The sequence below is a fragment of the Shewanella sp. 10B genome (assembly GCF_023475885.1).
GTDB classification, from domain to species: Bacteria; Pseudomonadota; Gammaproteobacteria; order Enterobacterales; family Shewanellaceae; genus Shewanella; species Shewanella mangrovisoli.
The window spans coordinates 1-25,430 of sequence record NZ_JAMDJO010000002.1 but is presented as its reverse complement, the minus strand read 5'-3'; the positions used below and the strand labels follow the sequence as shown (position 1 = coordinate 25,430).

Here is a 25,430-nt window from a genome sequence, read left to right as displayed (position 1 = left end):
AGCGCCATCTCTGACCCCTGCAATTATAAATATAAGGTGAATTGACGTGATGGAGATCATCCGCGGAGCCCCAGCACTCTCGACGTTTAGAGTGCAAAAGCTAATGGAGGCCTGCGTAAACGCTGCGCTTCCGGTACGCCAAATCTATGCTGAGTATGTTCATTTAGCGGATTTGAGCGAGTTGCTTGAGACCAATGAGCGCGAGCAACTTGAAAAAATTCTCACCTATGGACCTGCTATCGAAGCCCATACCCCCCAAGGTTCACTCCTGTTTGTTACTCCCCGCCCCGGCACAATTTCCCCATGGTCTTCTAAAGCCACTGATATCGCCCACAATTGTGGTTTAGGTAAAGTGAAGCGCTTAGAGCGTGGTGTTGCCTATTATGTGGAGTCAGACACTTTGACTGTCGAGCAGCAACAAACCCTTAAAGGGTTATTGCATGACCGTATGGTTGAAGTGGTACTGGACGATTTTGCTAAGGCCGATGTGCTGTTTAAGCGCACTGAACCTGCGCCGTTCAAGAGTGTGAACGTGTTGGCCGAAGGTCGCCGTGCCCTTGAAGTGGCCAACGTCGAAATGGGTCTGGCGCTCGCCGAAGATGAAATCGATTATTTAGTCGAAAACTTTGTGCGTTTGAACCGCAATCCAAACGATATTGAACTGATGATGTTTGCTCAGGCCAACTCTGAGCACTGCCGTCACAAGATTTTTAACGCAGATTGGACAATTGATGGCGCGGTGCAGCCTAAGTCTCTGTTCAAGATGATTAAAAACACCTTCGAAACCACACCTGACCACGTGTTATCTGCCTATAAAGATAACGCCGCTGTGATGGAAGGTTCGGTTGCGGGACGTTTCTTCCCCGATCCAAACGGTGTTTACAGCTATCACACTGAACCAATGCACGTACTGATGAAAGTGGAAACTCACAACCATCCTACGGCAATCAGCCCATACCCAGGTGCGGCGACAGGTTCGGGTGGTGAGATCCGCGACGAAGGTGCAACTGGTCGTGGCTCTAAACCTAAAGCGGGTTTAACTGGTTTTAGCGTATCGAATTTAAAAATCCCAGGTTTTGTACAACCTTGGGAAGGTAACTACGGTAAGCCTGAGCGTATCGTCAGTGCACTGGACATTATGACCGAAGGCCCACTTGGCGGCGCGGCGTTTAACAACGAGTTTGGTCGTCCAGCCCTGTTAGGTTACTTCCGTACCTATGAGCAAGAAGTCTCTAGCCACAACGGTGTAGAAGTCCGTGGTTATCACAAGCCCATCATGTTAGCCGGTGGTTTAGGTAACATCCGCGAAGAGCACGTACAAAAAGGCGAAATCACCGTCGGTGCTAAGCTGATCGTACTCGGTGGCCCTGCGATGAACATTGGTCTTGGCGGCGGCGCTGCCTCTTCGATGGCGTCGGGTCAATCGAGCGAAGATTTAGACTTTGCGTCGGTACAGCGTGAAAACCCAGAAATGGAGCGTCGCTGTCAGGAAGTGATCGACCGCTGCTGGCAATTAGGCGATAAAAACCCAATCCAATTTATCCACGACGTGGGCGCGGGTGGTTTATCTAACGCTTTCCCTGAGTTAGTGAACGATGGCGGCCGTGGTGGTATCTTCAATCTGCGCAACGTGCCATCGGACGAGCCGGGCATGAGCCCGTTGGAGATCTGGTGTAACGAATCGCAGGAGCGTTATGTGCTTTCGGTTGCTGCCGAAGACTTGCCTTTATTTACGGCGATTTGTGAGCGTGAGCGCGCACCGTTTGCGGTAGTGGGCGAGGCGACGCAAGAGCGGCATTTAACCCTAGCCGACAGCCATTTCGATAACAATCCTATCGATTTACCACTCGAGGTGTTATTAGGTAAAGCACCTAAGATGAGCCGTAATGTGGTATCAGCTAAGGCAGTTTCACCCGCACTTGAGCAAAGCAACATCGATGTGAAAGAAGCGGTTAAACGCATTCTTAGCCTGCCAACTGTGGCGGACAAAACTTTCCTTATCACCATTGGTGACCGCACGGTAACGGGCTTAGTGAACCGTGACCAAATGGTTGGCCCATGGCAAGTCCCCGTTGCAGATTGCGCGGTAACGGCGGCAAGTTTTGATACCTATGCCGGTGAAGCCATGTCTATGGGCGAACGTACGCCGCTAGCACTGCTCGATTTTGGCGCCTCTGCCCGCATGGCAGTGGCCGAATCGATTATGAACATCGCGGGTGCGGATATTGGTTCGTTCAAACGTATCAAACTGTCGGCTAACTGGATGTCTGCCGCGGGTCACCCAGGCGAAGATGCGGGTCTTTATGAAGCGGTTAAGGCCGTGGGTGAAGAGCTGTGTCCAGAACTGAGCCTGACCATTCCTGTCGGTAAAGACTCCATGTCGATGAAAACCGCATGGCAGCAAGACGGCGCGAACAAAACCGTGACGGCACCTATGTCACTGGTGATTTCTGCCTTCGGTGTGGTGCAGGATATCCGTAACACGGTAACGCCAGAGCTTCGCAGTGATAAAGGCGAAACCTCGCTGTTATTAGTCGACTTAGGCGCTGGTAAAAACCGTTTAGGCGGTTCTTGTTTGGCACAGGTTTACGGTGAGTTAGGCGATATCGCGCCAGACTTAGACGATGCTGCTCTGTTACGTGGTTTCTTCGAAACGATGCAAAAACTGGTGGCGAAGAAGTCGGTTATTGCATACCACGACCGAAGTGACGGTGGTTTATTCACGACGTTAGTGGAAATGGCCTTTGCCGGTAACACGGGTCTTGCTATCGACTTAAGTGCACTGCAAGGTACTGACGTTGAACGTCTATTCAATGAGGAACTCGGTGGCGTATTGCAAGTAAACTGTGCGGATGCCGAGCTTATCACTGCGCAATTCGCCCAAGCAGGCGTGCCTTGCCATGTGATTGGTACTCTGGCGAACGATCAACGTGTGACCATTAAAGATGGTGCGCGTGAAGTGTTTAGCGAGACACGTGTTGCACTGCGTACCTTATGGTCTGAAACCACTTACCGTATGCAAGCGCTGCGTGATAACCCAGCCTGTGCATTAGAAGAATTTAAGCTTAAGCAGGATGAAACCGACTTAGGTTTAACGGTTAACTTAAGCTTCAATCCAAGTGAAGACGTTGCTGCGCCGTACATCCTCAAAGGTGCTGCACCTAAGATGGCGATTCTGCGTGAGCAGGGCGTTAACTCCCATGTAGAAATGGCAGCAGCATTCGACCGCGCAGGTTTTGAGAGCCGCGACGTGCATATGTCTGACATTTTGTCGGGCCGCATTAGCCTCGAAGAGTTCCAAGGTCTGGTGGCCTGTGGTGGCTTCTCCTACGGTGACGTATTAGGTGCGGGTGAAGGTTGGGCTAAGTCTATCCTGTTCAACGCCCGTGCCCGCGATGAGTTCTCACGCTTCTTTGAGCGTGATTCAAGCTTTGCCCTCGGTGTGTGTAACGGTTGCCAAATGCTGTCTAACCTGAAGGAAATCATCCCAGGTAGCGAGCACTGGCCACGTTTCGTGCGTAACCGCTCTGAGCGTTTTGAAGCGCGTTTCAGCTTAGTTGAAGTGCAGCAAAGTCCATCACTGTTCTTCCAAGGTATGGCGGGTTCACGTATGCCTATCGCCGTATCCCACGGTGAAGGACACGCAGAGTTTGCCAGCGCGCAGGCGCTCGCGTTAGCTGAGGCCTCTGGCACTATCGCGCTGCGTTTTGTGAATGGTAAAGGTGAAATTGCCACCCAATACCCGCAAAACCCGAACGGCTCGCCAAACGGTTTAACCGGTATCTGTACTACCGATGGCCGTGTGACCCTGATGATGCCACACCCTGAGCGTGTATTTAGAACGGTTGCGAATTCTTGGCATCCAGATAACTGGGGTGAAGACAGCCCATGGATGCGCATGTTCCGCAATGCGCGAGTCAACTTAGGTTAAGGTTTTTATTGAGAAAACCACGACTTAAGTGAGCCAAAAAAGGAGCGAAATTTTTCGCTCCTTTTTTATATATAAAACGCATCTTTTAAAAAGATAAGGTATTTTAAGATCTTAGCCTTACATTTGTTAAATCTAATAAAATGAAGTTTAAAAATATCAATTTTAAAGACTAATTACCCCTTAATAAGTAGTTCACACAAGTGAAACAAAACTGACTTGCCTTAATTTAGTCGCTGTACTTGCCTGTATTCTCGAGAGATAAAAACAAAAAGCCCCCAACTCATCGAGAAGGGGGCTCGTTTTGCGCTAACAAAACTTCAAATCAAATCAGTATTATTTCAGAGTAAGCGGTGAACGATTACAGCTCACGAGCTGTATAAAGTTCAACAAAAACACGCTTATAGCTGTTAACCAGACGTTCAAATAAGTTTGTCATATCTCTTTCTCCACACCAAAGTTATACCTATGTGCGCGGAGTTTGGCTTGCCTGGGGCGCTTCACCAGTCACATCAAACCGTCTCCTTAACACAGGAGATATATTAACCAGTTCAATCTATCTTCTCAAACGAGAAAAAATACATTTAACAATTAGAAAAACTAATCAATATATGTGGTGATTTTATTGCTTTAAGTGGTTTCACTTATTTATGTAGTTGAATTTAATTGTGTATTTTTAATTTCCTTAAATCGAATAGATGATGTTTTATTAGTGTGAATATTGTTTTTAATTTGTTTTTATCGGTTTTTGGCGGTTGTAGTGCAGTTTTTCAATCAAACGGTCAAAAATGGACTTTTTAATTCGGTATGAATCGCTCTCTACCCCATAATTGTGACTCTGTCAACTGTGGGTAAAAGTGAAGTGTGTGCCCCGTAGCAAAACCCATCTAAAGCCCTGAGTTTGATTGATTTGAATCAAAGGCGGGTGGTATAAAATACTCACAAATGAAAGCGATTAAATATCTTAACTATCTGATATTTATATCGATGGGATCATTTGTAGGATTGGGTGGTGAGGTGGAAGTCTCAAAGCCGAGCGATAGTGTGACTAGGGTCTCAGTATGCGAGGAAAAAGGGGATTTTTAAGCCTTGCTGCTTCGATGTAATGAAAAAGATGAAATTTAACGGTTTATACTGAATCCAGCTATAAACACAAAATGAAAACTCACTATCCTACAAAGGCACTTGCTACGAATGGCTCAAGTAGTCGTAGCAATTGGACGCACCACGTAAGGAGTCACCGATGATTGTTGAAGAGGTTGTTGAGCTATCACGGTTGCAGTTTGCGCTGACAGCCATGTATCACTTCCTGTTTGTTCCCTTAACCTTGGGGTTAGCATTTTTGCTGGCTATCATGGAATCACTCTATGTGATGACGGATAAACAAATTTATAAAGATATGACTAAGTTCTGGGGTAAGTTGTTTGGTATCAACTTTGCCTTGGGTGTTTCAACGGGTTTAGCGATGGAATTCCAGTTTGGTACTAACTGGTCTTACTATTCGCACTATGTGGGCGACATCTTTGGTGCACCACTGGCCATTGAAGGATTAATGGCGTTCTTCTTAGAATCGACCTTCGTGGGTATGTTCTTCTTCGGTTGGGATCGTTTCTCTAAACGTCAACACTTAGCGACAACCTGGTTGGTCGCCTTTGGTTCCAACTTCTCCGCATTGTGGATCCTGGTGGCAAACGGTTGGATGCAAAACCCTGTGGGTAGCGTGTTCAATTACGAAACCATGCGTATGGAAATGACCAGCTTTGCTGATGTTATCTTCAACCCTGTTGCACAGGTGAAATTTGTTCACACTGTGGCTTCTGGCTATGTGACTGGCGCAATGTTCGTATTAGCGATCAGCTCTTACTACATTCTGAAGAAACGTGACTTACCTTTTGCTCGTCGTTCATTTGCGATTGCAGCCAGCTTCGGTATGGCGTCTATCCTGTCTGTTATCGTTCTGGGTGACGAATCAGGCTATAAAGTGGGTGAAGCGCAGCGCGTTAAGTTAGCGGCAATTGAAGCTGAGTGGCACACAGAGCCAGCTCCTGCAGCCTTTACTGCAGTTGGTTTCCCAAATCAAGAAACCATGCACACCGATTTCGCGGTGAAGATCCCTTACGCTATGGGTATCGTGGCAACACGTTCTTTAGATGAAGAAGTGACTGGTCTACGTGACTTAGTGGCTGAACACGAAGTACGTATCCGCAACGGTATGAAAGCTTACGAGATGCTGGTGAAACTGCGCGCTGGTGATAAGTCTCCAGAGTTACGTGAAGCGTTCGAAGCGGCGAAAGTTGACTTAGGTTATGGCTTACTACTGAAGCGTTACACCGACAATGTTGTGGATGCGACAGAAGAGCAAATCAAAGCGGCTGCGAAGGATTCTATCCCGAATGTGGCGCCGATTTTCTGGAGCTTCCGCGTGATGGTTGGCTTAGGCTTTGTGATGTTGTTTGTGTTCGCGGCGGCCTTCTGGCAAAGCACACGTCATCAGATCGAAGAGAAGAAATGGGTACTTAAAGCTGCACTCTTTAGCTTGCCATTACCTTGGATTGCGATCGAGTGTGGTTGGTTTGTGGCGGAATATGGCCGTCAACCTTGGACCATCTCTGAGGTACTGCCGACCTTTATGTCTGCTTCGAGTTTAACGACTGGGGACCTGTGGTTCAGTATTCTTTCGATTTCACTGTTCTACACTGTGCTGCTGGTGATCGAGATATTCTTGATGCTTAAGTTTGCCCGTCTTGGCCCTAGCAGTTTAAAGACTGGTCGTTATCACTTCGAGAAACTAGAAGCCTAAGCAGAGGATTTCATTATGTTTGATTATGAAATATTGAGAGTTATCTGGTGGGCTCTGATCGGCGTACTGTTCATCGGATTTGCGGTCACTGACGGTTTTGACATGGGCGTGGGTGCACTTTTACCGATTATCGGTAAAGACGATACTGAGCGCCGTATTATGGTCAATACTATTGCTCCCCATTGGGACGGTAACCAAGTATGGTTAATCACCGCAGGTGGTGCCTTATTTGCGGCATGGCCTATGGTGTATGCAGTGTCTTTCTCTGGCTTCTATGTAGCCATGATGTTAGTGCTGTTTGCCTTGTACACTCGTCCAGTTGGATTTGACTATCGCTCTAAGATTGAAAATCCAAAATGGCGTAAATCGTGGGACTGGGCCTTGTTCTGTGGTGGCTTTATTCCACCGCTGATCATCGGTGTAGCCTTCGGTAACTTACTCCAAGGCGTGCCATTTAACTTCGATGAGTTCCTGCGTGCGACTTATCACGGTGGTTTATTTGGCCTGTTGAACCCATTCGGTTTACTGGCGGGCTTAGTGAGCGTGAGCATGTTTATGATGCAAGGCGCTGCTTGGTTACAAATGAAGACCGACGGTGAGCTGCGTGTGCGTGCCGCGAATGCGACTCAACTATGTGCACTGTTAGTAGCAGTATTATTTGCCGCAGCGGGTGTGTGGTTAGCCAATGGTATTGATGGTTATGTTATCACTTCAACCCTTGACCACCATGCACTGTCAAACCCAACGCTGAAAACCGTTGCGGTTGAGTCTGGCGCTTGGTTAGCCAACTACGATAAGTATCCTATTACCATGCTGTTCCCAGTATTAGGTGTGGCATTACCACTGCTGGTTATCGTCGTGAGCCGCTTAAATCGCTCAGGTTTTGCGTTCTTATTTAGCTCGCTGACTGTGGCTATGGTGATCTTAACTTGTGGTGCAGCAATGTTCCCATTCGTTATGCCATCTTCATTAGATCCTAACGTGAGCTTAACCATGTGGGATGCGACTGCGAGTGAAATGACATTAACAGTGATGACTTGGGCCGCGATTATCTTCGTTCCAATCGTGTTAAGTTACACTGTATGGACTTACTTCAAAATGTTTGGCCGCTTAAACCGCAAACATATTGAAGATAACAAAGCCTCACTCTATTAGAATTAAGGAGCATCTACTATGTGGTATTTCACGTGGATATTAGGGGTTTTGTTAGCCTGTTCTTTTGGTGTGATCAACGCCCTGTGGCTTGAAAACACGGAGAACATGGATCGCTCAAGCGATGACGCTGAGTAATAGCTAACCTCCTATAGCTGAACCCTTTAAAACCCCGCAATTGCGGGGTTTTTTATTACCTGATTACTCAGTTCAAAGGATTCGCTAAGGTGGTTTAATTTGCTGATATATCGAATGTAATAAGCAACAAGCAAGAAGTTCGTTACGGGTTCCATAAGAGGCATGGCTCAATATGATTTAGCCGCACTGTATCTATAAGCACACAGCTTATTAAAGTGTTAGCTCAAGCCTATTTGAAAGCTAATGCTCAATTGCCAAAGCCAACAGGTGGTTTCGAGCATTAGGCTGTGCAGCACCGACTTGATAAACATTACGCGAGGTTGTTTATTCTGCGGTGTTGCTGAGTCGATTCAGCTGTGTGATTTACCCATGGCGACTTAACTGAATTGATTTAACTTAAGTTGAAAAGTCAAAAAATACCGCCCAAGCGGGCGGTATCTTAGCAAACCAATGGTTTGAGTCAGGCTTTAAATTGGCTGATTTGTTGTTTAAGCGCGACGGCGAGAGAGGATAGGTCATTCGCCGAGTTCACTGTTTCGGCCGCTCTGTGCTCACCTTCATTAGCCAGTTCGCTTATCTGGTGCAGATTATGGGTGATCTCTTGGGCAACACTGCTCTGCTGCTCGGTCGCCGAGGCAATATTGCGTGAGCTAATCGCCAATTCGCCAATTCTACGGGTGATTTCCTCTAGCTGCTTGCCGGTTTCTTCCCCTTGATTAGCCGATGCGATACCCAGCTGGTGGCTCTGTGCCATTTGGCTGGTGGTCGTTTTCACTTGAGATTGCAGCTTATCAATGGTTTGCGAAATTTCTAGAATGGAGGATTGTGTCCGCTGCGCTAAGGTTCGCACCTCATCGGCGACCACGGCAAAGCCTCGGCCCTGTTCCCCTGCTCGGGCCGCTTCAATGGCCGCGTTGAGGGCGAGCAGGTTGGTTTGTTCGGCGATGCTGTTAATCACCTCGGTGACTTTACTGATGGCCTCACTCTCTTGGCTGACTTTTTCGACGGCCTGATGGCTGCTACTGAGTTGTTGGCTCAGTTTCAACAGATCCTGCACCACTTGGGTTTGTTGCTGTTGGCCTTCTTTGGCGGCGATATCCACTTGATGACTCTGATTCGCACCATCTTGAGCATGGTTGGCTACATCGCGGATGGAGGTGGACATTTCTTCAATCGCGGTGGCGATTTGATCCGTTTGTTGCATCAAAGCCTGAGCTTCTTCGCCATTTTGCTTGGCAACCCGCTGTGCCTTAGACGCTTGTTGTTCAATGCTTTGCACTGAGGCTTGCAGTGCACTGATTAATTGTCGCAATTCCGATGACATGGTCGACACGCTAGTGGTGATCTTATCGACTTCGTTGTTGCTATCTGAGGCGGATGGGGGAAGCGGATGACTAAAGTCCCCTCTGCCGAGAATTTCCATATGCTGCTGAAGTGTATGTAAAGGTTTCAGCGAACGCAGCAGCACTAAGGATAACAGCACTGTGATGAGTACTATGCCTGTGACCGCCACTATGGCGTTGATGGTCAGTAACATCAGGCTCTCTTCATTGAGTTCGTTCGCATTCACTTGACCAATCAGCATCCAGTTCCAACCATTCACCGTTTGGGTGTAGGCGAACATAGGTTGGTTTTTACTGTTGCTGTAGCGCCACTCCGATTTATCCTGTGTGGCTTGGCTAAGGGTTAATCCATCGAGCATGGACTCAGTGACTGGCTCGCCCGCATTAAATTTAGGATTCGCGACCAACACATTGTCGGCTTTGCGCATCAGCAGGAAGCTACCGGATTCTTCTAGGGTGATTTTATTTACCGCAGCTTGTAACTGTGTGAGGGATTGAGTGATTTCAAAGCCGATATATAAGATCCCAATCACTTGCCCTTGGGCATCCTTAATTGGGCGATAGACTGTCATATAGTCTTTGCCAAAGAGTTTGGCGTAGCCTTCGTAAACCTCACCTTTGATAAGCGTTGGATAACCGGGATGAGTTTTACCGAGGAAGGTGCCGAGGGCCCGGCTACCATCGGCCTTTTTTAACGAGGTTGCAATCCGCACAAAGTCATCGCCATCGCGCACAAACACGGTAGCGGTCCCGCCCGTGAGGTTGGCAAAGCGGTCAACTTTACTCTTTGACGAGTTAATTTGCTCTTTTTCATGCAGTAGTGCTGGGGTGTTGACGCCGAGCACATTCACGTTTTTATCTGGGCGACTAAATTGGCCGGGGTACATTTCCTTAAAGACGTCGGCATTGCGTCTTGCCAGTTGCAGCAAGCTATCGTATTGCAGCTCCAGCATGTCGGAAACGGCGTGCATCTCGGCTTTCATGGCACTGATGCCTTTATCTTCGAGCACGTTGGACGCGGATTTGTAGGAGAGGGTACTCAGTATGCAGAAAATGATCAGGGTAAGGACAAAAGCGAGGGCACCAATCTGTTTTGCAATAGGCCAATTTTTATAGTTCATTGTGCGATCCTATAGGGTAAAGGTTAACGCTAATGTAACCGAACTTTTACGTGGTGGTCTTGATATGGGTCTAAGATTTTCTATTATTTATAAATAGTTCGCTCACAGATACCAGTGTAGACCAGTCTTTACTTTAGTCGATAGAAATATACGTTTGAGTGGTAGGAAGAGTGGCGTAAGGCGAGCGTTGAGGGACTAAATGGAAGTATCCCTAGGTTTACTGCGATTAAGTCGATACCAGAAACAAGGAGTGACACTATGCTTGGCGAGAATCACGCATTAATTTATGAATTTCCCGATTTTGTTGACCATATACAGCATCTCAAAACGACCAATACCACCTTTGCTACTATGGCGGAGCGCTACCATGAGCTGGACCATAAAATCCGCGCCCTAGAGTTAACCAAAGTGCCCACCGATGATGAGCACTTCGTGGCGTTAAAATTAGAGCGACTTCACCTAAAAGATAAGTTGTATCAATATCTCGTTTAGGATGCCGTCTGGGCTGGCAAGGCCGCTGTTTGTGCCTTGCGCCGTGTTTTCATCAGCAACAGATACATGGTTGGCACCCAAACGAGTGACAGCAGCGTCGTGAGTAAGGTGCCGCCGGCAATGGCGATGGCAAAGGGGGGCCAGAAGCCACCACCCGCAATAATAAGCGGAATAAAGCCGCCGACCGTGGTGATAGTGGTCGAGCTGATATGACGGCCGCAGCTGCTGACCGTGGTAATAATCACCTCTTTATCACCCGCACGGGCATTCTCGGTATCTTCCAGCTCGGCCAAGATCACAATCGCCGCGTTGATCGCAAGACCCATTAAGCCGAGTAGCGCGATGATGACTGGAAAGCCAAAGGGATAGCCAAACACATACACCGCAAGTAACCCAAGCCCCGCCGACTGTAATGCGCTCAGTAAAATAATTGCTGTGAGCCTAAAGGAGTTAAAGGACAAGACGACTGTTGCAAGCAGCAGGGTGACGACCAAAATCAGATTAGAGAGCAGATTGCCGACCGCCTCATTACGTTTAGCGCTTTCGCCGCCGATTTCGATTCGATAACCCGCAGGCAGTGAAATCGCTGCGATTTTATCTTTTACATCATTTAATACTTGAGCGGGCAAGACGCCGCTGACGATATAGGCTTCAATCGTATTGACGCGTTGGCCATTTCGCCGCGGGATCGCCCCTCGACTCACTTGTACCTCATTGTGGGACAGCGCAGATAAAGGCACGGCTGTGCCAGAGGGGGTCACTAGCTGAATTTCAGAGAGGCGGCTGGCTTGTTCACGACTGGTGTCACCCAAACGCACACGGATCGGCAGCGATTCTGTCTGTTCGAGCACACTGCCGCCAATAACACCCGTCGTGGCCATTTGCACTTGTCGGGCGATATCCGTCAGGGTTAAACCACTGATCAAACTCGCATCTTCATTCACCTGCAACCACACTTTAGGGGCGCCAGCGCTCAACGTTGCGCGGGTATGAAGTACATCGGGCGTGGCGGCTAAGATATTGCGCACTTCATCACCGAGTGAGCGTAAGGTTTCAAGGTTAGGGCCAAAAATCATTAACTCGACCGGCGCATTAAAGGGCGGGCCTTGCTCGAGTTTACGCACTAACACCTGCGCTTCGGGAAATGCCTTATCTAAGGTTTGCTGTAACTCAGGAATAAGCGCATTGGCGCGCTCAAAGTCACTGGCTTTCACCATGGCCTGAGCATAGTTGGTGGCTCCCTGTTGGCGCTGAGTCAAGTTGTAATAAAACGAAGGGGTATTGCCACCCACAACCCAATCGACTTGGGTGATACCCTCGATTTGATGCAACTGCTTATCCATCAACTGCACTTGGTTTAAGGTATTTTCGAGGCTGACATGGGGGGCGAGATACAGTTCAATTTGGAACATATCCCGATCCGACGGCGGGAAAAACTGCTCAGTCATTTTGCCTGAAGCATAAAAACCTAGCAGGGGAATTATCCCGATAAGCGTTGCGCTTAGCAGTGGTCGATTTAGCGCAAACCTTAGGCTTGCTTGAAAGTAACCACTCACTAAAGGCACATTGATGCCATGTTGATACCAGACAGGATGTTTACCTTCGAGGCTAAAGCGTCCTGCAAGACCGGCGATCAAAGTATGGGAAATCACATAAGACCCCAGCAGGGCAAACATTACTGACATGGCGATGCCACCGACAAATTCTCCTGCGGCGCCCGGCATCAGTACGATAGGGGCGAAGGCTAAAATGGTGGTAATGGTTGATCCGGCCAAGGGCAACCAGAGGTGATGTAAGGTCTCAGTTACCGCGCTTAAGCGACTCATCCCCTGTTGGCGGCGCTGGGCGATGGCATCGACGATCACAATGGCATTGTCCACCATGATCCCCAGGGCAACGACTAAACCTGTGACCGACATTTGATGAATGGGTAGGCCGATATACTTCATACAGGCCAAGGTGAAGAGGGCGGTCAGGGGGAGCGACAGGGCTACGATAATCGCGTTTCTTAAGCCCAAGGTCAGCAGTAGGACCGCCAGAATAATCACAAACCCTTGCAATAGGTTGACGATTAATCCGCCGAGGCGTTCGCTGGTGTAGCTGTTTTGCTCAAATAGCCATTGCACTTTGATATTGGCCGGCAGCTCCTGATTGAACTCATCGACCAGCTGTTTGACTTGCCCCTGCCAGATATCGACGCGGGTATTGTTGAGCATGCGTGCAGCAACAAACACGCCCTGCTCACCATCGACAAGGGCGATGCTGTCAGCGGGGGTCTTAGGTTGGCGGCTGATGTGGGCGATATCCCCTAAACGAATAATTTGCCCCTGCGCATCCACCTTGAGTGGCACTTGGCGAATACGGCTTTGGGAATCGAGCTCACCCGAGACTTCGACGAGGGCACGAAAGTGATTGTTATTGATCTCGCCCGCGGCAATTTTACTGTCGGCGCTGCTTAAGATTTTCGCTATGGTTCCCGGCGTTAATTGCAACTGGCTCATCTTATAGCCATCGAGTTGGACCAAGATTTCCTCCTCGGGCGCGCCGTAGAGTTTAACGAAATCGGTGCCGGATAAGAGTCTGAGCCTGCTTTGTAATTCCTTGGCGTAGCGGTTGAGCATATCCACTCGAGGTTGACTGCTATCGTTCCACACTAGGCTTAAAATAGCGGTGTAGGCGTAGCCGACTTGATCGTCTAAGGTAGGTGTTTGTATACCATCGGGGAGGGTGTTTCTGGCATCGGCTAATAGATCCCGCGCTCTGGACCAGACGGGATCTGTGTCAGTGACAGTATCTTTAAGCTCTAACTGGATCACCGAAATACCGGGTCTTGAGGTGGATTGAATAAGCTTAATTTCCTCAAGGCGACGTAATTGATTCTCTAATACTTCGGTGACAAGCGCCTCGACCCGCTCGGCGGAGGCGCCGGGATAAGGGGTGATGACAGACGCAAATCGGTTGGTGATATGCGGATCTTCTGTGCGTGGCAAACTGGACATAGCGCCAAATCCCGCGACCAGGAGTAGGGCTATTACTAGGCTGACTAAGCGACCATTTTCGACGAAGGCTTTAATCATGATTACCTCGTCGACGCGATGGAAGAAACGGCTTGGCCCACCACTAACTTATGCAAGCCTTGAGTCACATACTGTTCGTCGGCCTTAATGGCGCCTTGGATGTAGGCCATATCTTGAGTGGTGTAGAGGATATCGACATCGCGACGCTCTATCTGAGTTGAAGCGCTATCGGTTGTTGATTGTGAAGGCGCCGTGGTTACATAGATATTCCAGCGACCACGGATCCCATCGATAAGTGCCGATACTGGCACCCAATAGCCCGCTTGCTCGACGGTTTGTTGTTGATGTAAATAGGCGATTTCACCGTTGATCACATTGGCATGCGCAGGCAGGCTGATCCGTAGCTGCAGGGTGCGACTAATGGGGTTGACTTCGGCGCTGATCCCAGCAATCTTGGCGGTAAATTGCTGATTATGGACGCTCACAGTCACATTCTGCCCATTGACGAATTGCTGGGCGACCGCGACTGGGACACCGATATAGGCTTCGGTATTCACACTGCCGACTAAGGTAAACACTGGGCTGCCTGCGGCGACCACTTCCCCTAGATTGTGTTGCCGCTGGCTGATGATGCCATCGAAGGGCGCGAGTAGTTGTGATTTATCGCGTTTAAGTTGGTTGGCCTGCTGCGAGGCCAATAACCGTTTTTTGGCGGCTTCGAGACTCGCCAGTTGCGTGCGGTTCTCGTCGAGCAACTGCTCAGAAACATAACCCGATTTTTTAAGCTCAAGATTGCGGTTGAGGGTGCTGGTGGCAAGGTCAACATCGGCTTGGGTTTGCGCCAGACTGGCTTGGATCTCCTGATGCTCGGCATCGAGCAAGCGGGTATCGAGCTTGGCCAATACTTGCCCTTGCGTCACCTTAGCGCCGCTATCGACAGTTAACTCACTGAGCTTACCCGATAATTCGAAGCCGACGCCCGTGGTATTGCCCGCGCGGATCGTGCCAGTGAATACTTGCTCACTCTGATAGCTAGCCGACAAGCGCAATGACGCCGTCGTTACGGTTTGCAATTGCGTGGCATTGCTATGCTCTGTCACTTCCTTTTGACAGGCCGTTAAGGTGGTGACGGCAATCACGCAAACGTAAAATGCACGCCAAGAACGTCGGGCAGCTCGATCCATTTGAATCCTTCCGTTGTAAGCTTAAGGTTAAGTTTATGTAACTAGACTTGCTAGTCTAGTTGCGCAGAACTGGACTGTCTAGTCTATTTTATGCTTAACTAATACGAATTAATTATGTTACTACCTTGAGTGAAGATATGACTCTGTCCTCCGATATCCCGATGAGCCGCAGTGAACAAAAGAAACAGCAAGTGCTGGTGGCGGCCATTGACTTGTTTTGCCGCCAGGGATTTCCCCATACCAGCATGGATGAAGTGGCGAAACAGGCGGGCGTGTCCAAACAAACGGTATACTCCCACTACGGCAGTAAAGATGATTTGTTTGTGGCGGCGATTGAATCCAAGTGCGTTGGCCATAATCTAAATGCCGACTTACTCAGCGATCCAAGTCAACCCGAAGCGATCCTCACCGAATTTGCGCTGCAATTTGGTGAGATGATTGTTAGCCCTGAGGCGATTACCGTATTTAAAGCCTGTGTGGCGCAATCGGAGAGCCACCCTGAAGTGTCGCGATTGTTTTTTGAGGCGGGGCCACAGCATATGCTTGCGATGTTGACAAAGTATTTAGTGGCGGTTGAAGCGCTTGGCGTGTATCGCTTTCCGCAGCCGCATCATTGTGCGGTTCGTTTATGTTTAATGCTGTTTGGTGAATTGAAACTCAGGTTAGAGTTGGGGCTAGAAACCGAGAGTTTATTGGGAGAACGTGAGCAGTATATTCGGGGTTGTGCCGAGATGTTTTTGAAAGCCTACCGAGTGTAACGGCGTTAAGCAGTTAGTATCAGTTTGTATCTTCTTCGAAAAGAGTGAACTTTTGGTTTAAATCGAGCGTATTATTCGCGACAAATTACTCACAGTAACGCAAGGAGCAGGCGTGACTACATCACTTGATTCTCGAGTCAGCATAAAACCCGGTTTAGTTTGCATGGGATTGGGGCTGATGGCTTTTTTAAGCAACTCCGTATCCGCGGCTGAGGCGCGCCAACAAGCGCAATATAAACCGTTCAAGCTGAGCGTATCGCAGATTAGTACCCAGAGTGCGTCGGTCGCCAATGGCGATACAGAATTGCAGCGGGACAGCTTATTGCTCAACGCCAGCGTCAATATTCCCTTGGACAAACAATGGTCTATTGGCATGCGCGTCGGTTACGACAGGCTCGACTACGATTGGCGCAATATCCGTTTAACGGGGGCGAATAACGCCGCAGGCCTGTTTAGTGATGCGGGTGAAACCTGGGAAAATATTGACCGTTACCGTGCGGGTGTATCCCTTAGCTATCGGATGGATAAGCATTGGTCCTTTATGTTGTCGCCACAACTTCAATATGCCTATGCCGATACCGCATCGGCGAGCCATGCGCAGAGTTATGGTGTGGTTGCGTCGGCCATGTATGCCTTCGAGTCGGGCAATATGCTCGGTTTTGGCGTTGCGTATTTAAACGATATCGATGAAGTGCGCACTATGCCTTATCTGGCGGTGAGTTGGCAGATTAATGATCGTTGGCGGTTAGCGAACCCATCCCAAGCGGGATTTAGTGGCCCTGCGGGTTTGGAGCTGAGCTATCAAATGAGCCCTGCATGGAATGTCGGCTTTGGTCATTCACGTCGCACCGAGCGATTTTTAGTCGCCGATAAGGATACCGTGGTGGAGACTAACGAGTGGGTGAGTTATCTGCGTGCCGGTTGGCAAGCTACGCCGGCCATTGCGCTGAATCTTTACGCGGGTTACTACTTCAATGGCGAATTAGAAGTCACCGATCAAACGGCGCTCGACATTGATAACCAAGGCGCTGCCGCCTTGGATCTCGAGTTTCGATTTTAATTACTGGCCCAGCATGGCCTCTTTGAGGCTCTTCTGGGCAGGTTTTTCCCCTAGCCAAATTTTGAGTAAGGCCTGGCGGAACATTTCCCCTTCAATAGTGGCTTGTTCTTGACCATTTTTATAGGCGGTAACGCCACGGCTTTTGTCAGCGACCAAAGTAAATTGGTCACCTTCTTTGATTTCATCCTTAAATAGCGCCATAAAGGCGTCAATTTGTGGCTGAATGTCCGTCGTATTACCGGCGGTCGCATGCTCAAAACCTTCGGTTATCGCATCACGCATTTTCTCCGACGTAATCATTCCCGACGTAATATTCAGGCGAATCGCCGCAACCGGGGCATTGATCACCTCGGTCATGGTTTGGCTCGGGGTGGGGACATACAGGCTACCCACATACAAATCCATAAAGAATTTGCTGCGAACACCAACGCCATTCAATTGCAGCGACTGAGCGTCGAGCGTGATGCTGTCGGCGACTTGGACACCAGAGACTTCTTTTGCTTGGGTGAATAGTGGAAAAAGCAAAGCGGTAGATAGTGTCAGGGTTGAGAGTAACTTCATCATACACCTCATATTTTTTAGTTATAGTCGTTGAGCGTATCCATGGGATTGACGGCTCAAACGAAGATTAATCTGTTGATTGCCAAGCGATACTAATCGAAACCAGAGAGGAGCGATAGCCTGATCTGTGCCAAGCTATCGCCAAAGAGGTAAATCAAGTTGGATTGCTTTCTTTTGATGAACATCCTAAGAAAGCAAAAAGTCGGAATGATTGGTTCGACCCATTCGACTTATTGGCAGGCGGGATTAGCCACGAACGCCTAATTTATATTGGCCGTTTTGCTCAAACATCACCGCTTGTTTTTGCTTAGGGGAGATCAGGATTGGGCCATCATCAAAAAACAGAAAGCACTTCCAATTGCGAACAAAGACATCCCAACGGGTCTCAATCACTTGATATTTTTCGTAGCAAAAATAGATCTGAGTATCATCTGGCCACTGGATAAACTCGGCCAACATCTCGGGTAGACTGTTATCCTCACTGTCCCACGCACTCTGCCAATGATCCGTTTTGACCCATGCGTTGGCTTTAGCGGCCCAATCCCCTTTAGTAAACTGCTCAGCGCGGCTACTTTTATTGCTAATCCACTGATTCCAAACCAGCATGGCGCTTTTATCCGTCAGCGGCAGAATGCCAGTCTTGTCTTCATCGCTCACAGGCAAGTCTTTGTGGTTAAAAATCCACTTACGGCGATATTCATCGAGAGAAATATAACTATTGGACAAACAAAATCTCCAAACCGGAAGTTGCTTTGATAAGGCATTATAGTTTGATTGCCTTTGTAGGCAAAACATATGTAATATGCTTTGTCAGTAATTTGAACTATTGCCTTTTCACTTGCTCTACTAAAGCTTCAACAGTTGAAAAAATTTCTAGTACGATATTACCGATTGTGAGCACGTCGACTTATGTATAGCATATCAAATCTATGTATAGTCCGAAATGCTCTTAAGTTATAGCTTGTGGCTTCTATTACTAGGAAAGATTCACTTTCCTTATAGGTTTTCGATACCAAACTGTCATTATTATGAGTCGTTTGGTTATTCTGTTGCCCATTGACTACACAATAATAATTATTGTTATGAGAAAATAAGTTCATCATTCCCCTGTCTGTCACTAATCTGTGTAGTGTAGACATTTTCGATGACCAAATTATGCTACTATAATGTTATGAATTAATGTAACATTTCGTTTGTCAATGATTATTGGCCGTTGTAAGGGAGTTTATATGTTTAATGATAAGACTATTTTGATAACAGGTGGCACAGGATCCTTCGGTCATAAATATGTCAAAACGCTCCTAGATGAGTATCGACCTAAGCGGCTTATTATATTTTCGCGGGACGAGCTCAAGCAATTCGAAATGCAGCAACGCTTCAATGCCCCCTGCATGCGTTATTTTCTTGGTGATGTACGTGATGTTGACCGCCTTATGCAGGCTTTTCGCGATGTCGATTTTGTCATTCATGCCGCCGCCATCAAACAGGTTCCCGCAGCTGAATATAACCCCATGGAATGCATCAAAACCAATATCCATGGTGCGGAAAATGTGATTAAGGCGGCCATAGCCAACAATGTTGAAAAGGTGATAGCGCTGTCTACAGATAAAGCGGCGAATCCTATCAATCTGTACGGGGCAACCAAACTGGCGTCCGATAAGCTGTTCACTGCTGCCAATAACATAGTGGGTGGTGGACGAACCCGCTTCGCGGCTGTGCGCTATGGCAATGTTGTCGGTTCACGGGGTTCTGTGGTGCCTTTCTTCAAAGGCCTGGTTGCCCAAGGCGCGACATCTTTGCCAATTACACATCCGGATATGACCCGCTTCTGGATCACCCTGCAGGACGGGGTCAATTTTGTGCTAAAAAATTTCGCCAGAATGCAGGGCGGGGAAATCTTCATTCCCAAGATCCCTTCTATCAGAGTCGTTGATCTGGCAACCGCCTATGGCCCGGATTTGAAACAAGAGATTGTGGGGATCAGACCTGGGGAAAAGATGCACGAAATTATGTGTCCAAGTGATGATTCTCACCACACCCTGGAGTTTGATGATCATTTCGTGATCACCCCCAGCATACAGTTTTTCAGTGGCAACAATGACTACAGTCAAAACCGGTTGGGTGAGAAGGGCACATTGGTGAAGGCCGGGTATGAATATAACTCAGGTACCAACACCCATTTTCTGTCGCCAAGTGAAATTCTCAGTATGGACGCCAAGGCATGATTTTATATGGCAGACAGGACATTTCCTCACAGGACATAGCAGCCGTTGTTGAGGTTCTCAATTCTGATTACCTGACTCAAGGGCCCTGTGTACCCGCTTTTGAAAAGGCAATTTGTGAATTGACTCATGCGGACCATGCCGTGGCGGTGAACAGCGCCACCTCGGCGCTGCATATTGCCTGTCTGGCCCTAGGGGTGGGGGCCGGGGATCTGGTGTGGACCTCGCCCATTACCTTTGTTGCATCGGCCAACTGCGCATTGTATTGCGGCGCTGTGGTGGATTTTGTTGATGTGGAGTCAAGCACAGGCAACATGAGCCCCGCGGCACTCAAGGCCAAACTGGAAACGGCAAAGGCCCGGGGACGATTGCCCAAGGTCATTATTCCCGTGCACCTGGCCGGGCATAGTTGCGATATGAAAACAATCGGCGCGCTTGCCAGACAGTATGGTGTGAGCCTGGTTGAGGATGCCTCCCACTGCGTTGGGGGGAGTCATGACGGGGATAAGATAGGTGCATGTCGCTATTCGGATATCACGGTATTCAGTTTTCATCCTGTCAAGATAATTACCACGGCCGAAGGGGGCGTGGCGACGACCAAAGATGCCCGGTTAGCGGAGAAAATGGCCCTTTTTCGCAGTCATGGCATCACTAAAGCGGTCGAGAAACTGCAGCGGTCCGATGAGGGGCCCTGGTACTATGAACAACAGGAGTTGGGTTTTAACTACCGGATGACGGAATTGCAGGCTGCCCTGGGGCTGAGTCAGTTGGAGCGTTTGCAGACCTTTGTTGAAATCCGCAGCAGGCTGGCGGAGCAATACCAGCGTGCGTTGGCTGATTCTGTAGTAACGACTGTCGATCCCTTGGCCGGCAGCCTGAGTGCCTATCATCTGCAAATAGTTCGGCTCCCCGATCCCGCAAAGCGCCGTGCCGTCTTTGAGAAGATGCAAGCCGATGGCATTCAGGTGCATGTACATTATTTTCCGGTGCACCTGCAGCCCTATTATCAGGGCCTAGGATTCGCCAAAGGTCATTTCCCAAATGCGGAGCGGTTTTACAGTGAAATCATGACCTTGCCTCTGCATCCCGGAGTCTCGCAAGAACAGGTTGAGTTTATTGTCCAGCGCTTATTGGTCCATGTGTTGGCCTGACTGGAAGATGTCGGGGCTTTGAGGATCTCAAGCGGCCAGGCCCCGGCAGGGCGTGGCAAATAGCAATAGCCAAATGGTGATGGCTTTGTTCTTGTCCCGTGGCCTGGGTAACAGTACGCCAAATATAAATATCTGGTTGTTTAATCGTCGGCCTATTCAGCCGACTCAAGTGCCGGGATCAGGAAGAATACTTGTTTCGAACGGACCATAGTCTCAAACGATAACAGTAACTTGGGGATATTGAATGGTTTCACTATGAAAATACCCTGAGTCACTATCAGGAGCTAAACAGTGAAAGTTGCGATTATTCCTGCAAGGGGGGGCAGTAAACGTATTCCCCGTAAAAATATCAGGTTGTTCCACGGTAAGCCCATCATTGCCTATTCTATTGAGGCTGCCCTTGCATCCGCTTGCTTTGACAAGGTTATAGTGTCTACCGACGATGAGGCCATTGCCGAAATCGCAAGGCAATATGGGGCAGAGGTGCCTTTTATCAGGCCACAACATATCGCCGATGATCACGCAACTACCCTCGACGTCATTCAGCATGCCATTGACTGGTGTGAACAGCAGAGTTGGAACCTGAGTTACGTTTGCTGCCTGTATGCAACGGCTCCTTTTATTCAACTGAGTGATCTGCAAATGGGGCTGGCCCGGGTACAACAACCCGGTGTCGAGTACGTTTTCAGCGCAACCAGTTTCCCCTTCCCGATCCAAAGAGCGATAAAATTATCCAATTCGGGTGAGGTGAGCATGTTTTTTCCCGAATTTGAGCAGAGGCGATCGCAGGATTTGGAGGAAGCCTATCATGATGCGGGACAGTTTTACTGGGGCCGGGCCGAAGCCTTTAAACAGCGACTCGCCATATTTGCTCCGCATTCCAGGGTGGTTATGCTGCCGCGAATCCAGGTTCAGGACATAGACACCCATGAAGACTGGGAATGTGCTGAAGCCTTATATGCTGTGTTAAAGGGACGGCCATGAATATCCTGATTAGAGCCGACGCATCCGTTCTGATTGGCAGCGGCCATATCATGCGTTGTCTGGTGTTGGCGCAGGCATTGATGAAGCAAGGTCATGAGGTCAGCTTCGCCTGCCGTCGCCAACCGGGAGATCTGGTTGAACTTATCCAAAAACGCGGGTTCAGGGTTATGGCCTTGATTGCCCCCGGGCAGGCGCCTTCCCTTGGTTCAACCCTGGATTATTCGTCCTGGTTGGGTGTCCCATGGCAGCAGGACGCGGAAAGCCTGGTCACCCAGGCTGGAAAGATAGATCTGCTGATAGTCGATCATTACGGTATCAATATCGAATGGGAGAGATGGGTTAAAGGTGCACTGGGGTGTAAGTTATTCGTCATAGACGATTTGGTGCGATCGCACGCTGCCGACCTGCTGTTGGACCAAACTTTATTGCGTGAGAAACAAGCCTATGTATCCCTTGGCGTCGCCAAACGGGTACTTGTTGGCAGCGACTACGCCTTGCTGGCAGAGCACTTTCCTGCGGCAAGAGAAGCTATGTTAAGTAAACCAGCCACCCTGAACCGTCCCAGAGTACTGCTGTTTATGGGGGCGATGGACTTGCCGAATGTCACACTCAGGGTGATAGAGGCCTTTGCCCTAAGTGGCGCCGACAAACGTCCATTGTTGACTGTGTTACTGGGCAAACATGCGCGCCATTATCAGCAGGTGCGCGAGGCATGCATACGGGCTGGTGGCTGGGTGAACCACATTGAGCATGTCGACAACATGGCCGAACTTATGTGTCAACATGATCTGGCCATAGGTGCTGCCGGCACTACAGCCCTGGAGAGAGCCTGCGTGGGTTTGCCGAGCATCATTATTCCCCTGGCGGATAACCAGAAAGACATCTGTCAGAACCTCGTTGCGACAAACGCGGTCATCAGTCTTGAAATTGACAAGATTGAAGCTGAGTTGATTGTAAAGTATGAACTTCTGCTTGCAGATTACCGTGACTTCAGAAACAGAAATTTCGCTCTGTGTGATGGACTGGGGACCAGAAGAGTGATGCTGGAACTGAATCATTTGCTTAACGATACGTCCTCGTCATTGACCCTGCGCAAGGCGACGGTTGCCGATATAAAACAAGTTTATGGATGGCAGATCCATCCAAGCACCCGCCAATACGCCAACAATCCCCAAAGCCCCGGTTGGCAAGAGCATCAGACCTGGATGCGAAAACAACTGGCCAATCCGGAACACTTTTTTTATTTCATAGTCAATTGTGAAAGCCACAGTGATCTGGGCGTGGTGCGATTGGACAGGGTTGCCCGGGCTGAATATGTCATTTCGATTTTTATTGATCCCTCCCAATATGGAAAGAAAATTGCGGGCAAGGCATTAGCCCTGATAGACACCCTGCATGGGGATGTGACAATTATTGCCAAGGTTTTGAAAGAGAATGTGGTTTCACAGAGATTGTTTTCCTCGGCAAACTACAGGCAAGTCTCTGACGACACCTTCATTCGCGAGCCCTTAAAGTGAGGTTGGAATGAAATCCGAAATTTGTATCGACGGCCGTCTTATCGGTGCGTCCCATGCACCCTATGTGATTGCCGAATTGTCTGCCAATCATAATGGCAAAATAGAAAACGCAATTGAGATCCTGATCCAGGCAAAGCGTGCCGGCGCAGACGCGGTCAAATTACAGACCTATACGCCTGACACCATCACACTTGATTCCGAAGACGATGCTTTCATGGTGCACGGTGGGCTCTGGGATGGTCAGTCGCTCTATCAGTTGTATAAAAGTGCCTACATGCCATGGGAATGGCATAAACCCTTATTTGACAAGGCCAAAGAGCTGGGCATCACCATATTTAGTTCACCGTTTGACTTCAGCGCTGTTGAATTGCTCGAGTCCCTGAATGCGCCTGCCTATAAAATTGCCTCGTTTGAGCTGGTGGATCTGCCCTTGATAAAGCGCGTTGCGCAGGCCGGCAAGCCCATGATCATGTCCACCGGCATGGCAAATGAGGCCGAAATTCAAGAGGCAATTGCGACAGCCAAAAACAACGGTTGTAAGGAATTGGTTATTCTGCACTGTGTCAGCGGCTATCCGGCCCCGGCAGCAGAATATAACCTGCGGACCATTCCGGACATGGCCCGACGATTTGATGTGTTAACCGGCCTTTCGGATCACACCATAGATAACGCGACGGCGGTAGCCGCGGTGGCGCTGGGCGCCTGCGTGATAGAAAAGCATGTCACTCTGGATCGCAACGGCGGTGGACCGGATGACAGCTTTTCATTGGAGCCCCAAGAGCTGGCGGCACTGTGCCGTGATGCGAAAACCGCGTGGTCGGCGCTCGGCCAGGTCAACTACCAAAAGACCACGACGGAGCTGGGTAATGTGAAGTTTCGCCGCTCCTTGTATGTGGTGAAAGACATAGCCAAAGGTGAGCTGTTGAGCGCCGACAATATCCGAAGCATTCGCCCGGGTTTTGGCTTGGCACCCAAGCATTATGAAGCCGTGCTTGGAAGAAAGGCTAAGCATGACCTTGCAAAAGGAACGGCCTTAAGTTTTGAGTTAATAGAATAAGCATATCATTTGCGGGGAATTAAAGGTGACTTACAAGACTGAACATGAAAGATTTTGGGCAGGGGAATTTGGTGATGAATACCTGAAACGCAACCAAGGGGCCAGGGCGGTTGCCGCCAACATCGCTTTCTTTGCCAAGGTATTGCAACGGACGCAAAACATCGGAAGCTTTATCGAGTTTGGGGCCAATATAGGTTTGAATATTGCCGCTTTCGACTCAATCATGCCGCAGGTAAAAATGTCAGCAATTGAGATCAATGAGAAGGCGGTTGCACAGCTTAAGCAGTTCCAGGATCTCACCGTATATCATTCGTCGATACTGGATTTCGTACCTGAAACTCGTTATGACTTCGTGCTGATAAAAGGGGTACTGATCCATATCAACCCCGATGAGTTGCAGGGGGTATATGACAAGCTGTACAACAGTAGCCAACGTTATATTTGCATCGCCGAATACTACAACCCAGCACCGGTGGAAGTGTCCTATCGTGGACACAGTGGCAAGTTGTTCAAGCGGGATTTCGCTGGCGAGATGCTGGACAAGTACCCCGACTTACAATTGGTGGATTATGGCTTCATGTATCACAGGGACAATAATTTTCCTCAAGATGATATTAATTGGTTCCTAATTGAAAAGGGGGGTAGAAAGATTGGATAATAGTAAGTTACTACCAATTTTTCTTACAAAACGTTGTTTCCTTAGAGGGTAACCGAGTATAATAGGCTTATTATAGATATTAAAAAGTTCTATAATGTTTAAATGTTTATTGTCTTTAAATGGGTACCATTTCGCATTATTGTTATACTTTTTCTCCGTTAGGAAACATAGTCCTTATAAAATTTAGATTTTAAATTTTGTCTTTTTTCAATTGTCAATATCGATGTTGATATTTAAATTCAATATAAAGTGTCTAAGATTTTATTTCCAAAAAGTATGACTGAATA

Annotated in this window: 18 protein-coding genes; 13 read left to right on the top strand and 5 right to left on the bottom strand. The window is 48.6% G+C overall.

The annotated features are described in order from the left end of the window. Positions 1-49 precede the first annotated feature (49 nt). From purL to cydX, 4 genes are all read left to right on the top strand, one after another. Positions 50-3,931, top strand: coding sequence for a phosphoribosylformylglycinamidine synthase (gene purL / locus M0415_RS07525; RefSeq protein WP_088212037.1), 3,882 nt, complete (start codon positions 50-52; stop codon positions 3,929-3,931). Positions 3,932-5,171: 1,240 nt separating this feature from the next. After that, on the top strand, positions 5,172-6,728 hold the full coding sequence (locus tag M0415_RS07520; protein WP_088212036.1) for a cytochrome ubiquinol oxidase subunit I: 1,557 nt from the start codon (positions 5,172-5,174) through the stop codon (positions 6,726-6,728). A 15-nt stretch (positions 6,729-6,743) separates the two neighbouring features. Continuing rightward, positions 6,744-7,883: a cytochrome d ubiquinol oxidase subunit II gene (gene cydB, locus M0415_RS07515; RefSeq protein WP_037420654.1), complete on the top strand. Its 1,140-nt coding sequence runs from the start codon at positions 6,744-6,746 to the stop codon at positions 7,881-7,883. A gap of 18 nt (positions 7,884-7,901) precedes the next feature. Further along, positions 7,902-8,018: a cytochrome bd-I oxidase subunit CydX gene (cydX, locus tag M0415_RS07510; RefSeq protein WP_011622029.1), complete on the top strand. Its 117-nt coding sequence runs from the start codon at positions 7,902-7,904 to the stop codon at positions 8,016-8,018. A 460-nt stretch (positions 8,019-8,478) separates the two neighbouring features. Here cydX and M0415_RS07505 read toward each other — a convergent pair whose 3' ends face one another. Next, positions 8,479-10,482 (bottom strand): methyl-accepting chemotaxis protein, encoded by a 2,004-nt coding sequence (locus M0415_RS07505; RefSeq protein WP_088212035.1) that lies wholly within the window; start codon positions 10,480-10,482, stop codon positions 8,479-8,481. A gap of 258 nt (positions 10,483-10,740) precedes the next feature. On the opposite strand from M0415_RS07505, the gene M0415_RS07500 reads away from it, so the two are divergent. Further along, positions 10,741-10,974, top strand: coding sequence for an HP1242/YdcH family protein (locus M0415_RS07500; protein WP_088212034.1), 234 nt, complete (start codon positions 10,741-10,743; stop codon positions 10,972-10,974). Here M0415_RS07500 and M0415_RS07495 read toward each other — a convergent pair. After that, positions 10,971-14,051, bottom strand: coding sequence for an efflux RND transporter permease subunit (locus tag M0415_RS07495; RefSeq protein WP_088212033.1), 3,081 nt, complete (start codon positions 14,049-14,051; stop codon positions 10,971-10,973). The genes M0415_RS07500 and M0415_RS07495 overlap by 4 nt on opposite strands. A gap of 2 nt (positions 14,052-14,053) precedes the next feature. Beyond that, positions 14,054-15,175 (bottom strand): efflux RND transporter periplasmic adaptor subunit, encoded by a 1,122-nt coding sequence (locus M0415_RS07490; RefSeq protein WP_088212032.1) that lies wholly within the window; start codon positions 15,173-15,175, stop codon positions 14,054-14,056. Between the two features lie 137 nt (positions 15,176-15,312). Between M0415_RS07490 and M0415_RS07485 the strand changes: the two genes are divergently transcribed. Continuing rightward, on the top strand, positions 15,313-15,933 hold the full coding sequence (locus M0415_RS07485) for a TetR/AcrR family transcriptional regulator (RefSeq protein ID WP_088212031.1): 621 nt from the start codon (positions 15,313-15,315) through the stop codon (positions 15,931-15,933). Between the two features lie 178 nt (positions 15,934-16,111). Then, on the top strand, positions 16,112-16,993 hold the full coding sequence (locus M0415_RS07480; RefSeq protein ID WP_249556587.1) for a DUF6268 family outer membrane beta-barrel protein: 882 nt from the start codon (positions 16,112-16,114) through the stop codon (positions 16,991-16,993). On the opposite strand, the gene M0415_RS07475 is transcribed toward M0415_RS07480, so the two are convergent. Next, the gene (locus M0415_RS07475) at positions 16,994-17,554 is read right to left on the bottom strand and encodes a chalcone isomerase family protein (protein WP_249556588.1); all 561 of its coding nucleotides are present in this window, start codon (positions 17,552-17,554) and stop codon (positions 16,994-16,996) included. A 246-nt stretch (positions 17,555-17,800) separates the two neighbouring features. After that, positions 17,801-18,280, bottom strand: a complete 480-nt coding sequence (locus M0415_RS07470) for a DUF2947 domain-containing protein (RefSeq protein WP_088212028.1) — start codon at positions 18,278-18,280, stop codon at positions 17,801-17,803. A gap of 503 nt (positions 18,281-18,783) precedes the next feature. On the opposite strand from M0415_RS07470, the gene pseB reads away from it, so the two are divergent. The 6 genes from pseB to M0415_RS07440 all read left to right on the top strand — a co-directional run bounded on the left by pseB (position 18,784) and on the right by M0415_RS07440 (position 25,143). Beyond that, positions 18,784-19,779: a UDP-N-acetylglucosamine 4,6-dehydratase (inverting) gene (gene pseB, locus M0415_RS07465; protein WP_088212027.1), complete on the top strand. Its 996-nt coding sequence runs from the start codon at positions 18,784-18,786 to the stop codon at positions 19,777-19,779. After that, positions 19,776-20,927: a UDP-4-amino-4,6-dideoxy-N-acetyl-beta-L-altrosamine transaminase gene (gene pseC / locus M0415_RS07460; RefSeq protein ID WP_249554487.1), complete on the top strand. Its 1,152-nt coding sequence runs from the start codon at positions 19,776-19,778 to the stop codon at positions 20,925-20,927. Before pseB ends, pseC begins: the two co-directional genes overlap by 4 nt. A 291-nt stretch (positions 20,928-21,218) precedes the next feature. Further along, complete coding sequence (gene pseF, locus M0415_RS07455; protein ID WP_220055041.1) at positions 21,219-21,911, top strand: pseudaminic acid cytidylyltransferase; 693 nt, start codon at positions 21,219-21,221, stop codon at positions 21,909-21,911. Then, positions 21,908-23,428 (top strand): UDP-2,4-diacetamido-2,4,6-trideoxy-beta-L-altropyranose hydrolase, encoded by a 1,521-nt coding sequence (gene pseG / locus M0415_RS07450; protein WP_249554489.1) that lies wholly within the window; start codon positions 21,908-21,910, stop codon positions 23,426-23,428. The genes pseF and pseG overlap by 4 nt, the downstream gene beginning before the upstream one ends. 7 nt (positions 23,429-23,435) lie before the next feature. Further along, entirely contained in the window at positions 23,436-24,485 is a 1,050-nt protein-coding gene (gene pseI / locus M0415_RS07445; protein ID WP_088212023.1) for a pseudaminic acid synthase, read from the top strand. Positions 24,486-24,510: 25 nt separating this feature from the next. Further along, positions 24,511-25,143 (top strand): pseudaminic acid biosynthesis-associated methylase, encoded by a 633-nt coding sequence (locus M0415_RS07440; RefSeq protein ID WP_088212022.1) that lies wholly within the window; start codon positions 24,511-24,513, stop codon positions 25,141-25,143. Positions 25,144-25,430: the final 287 nt, after the last annotated feature.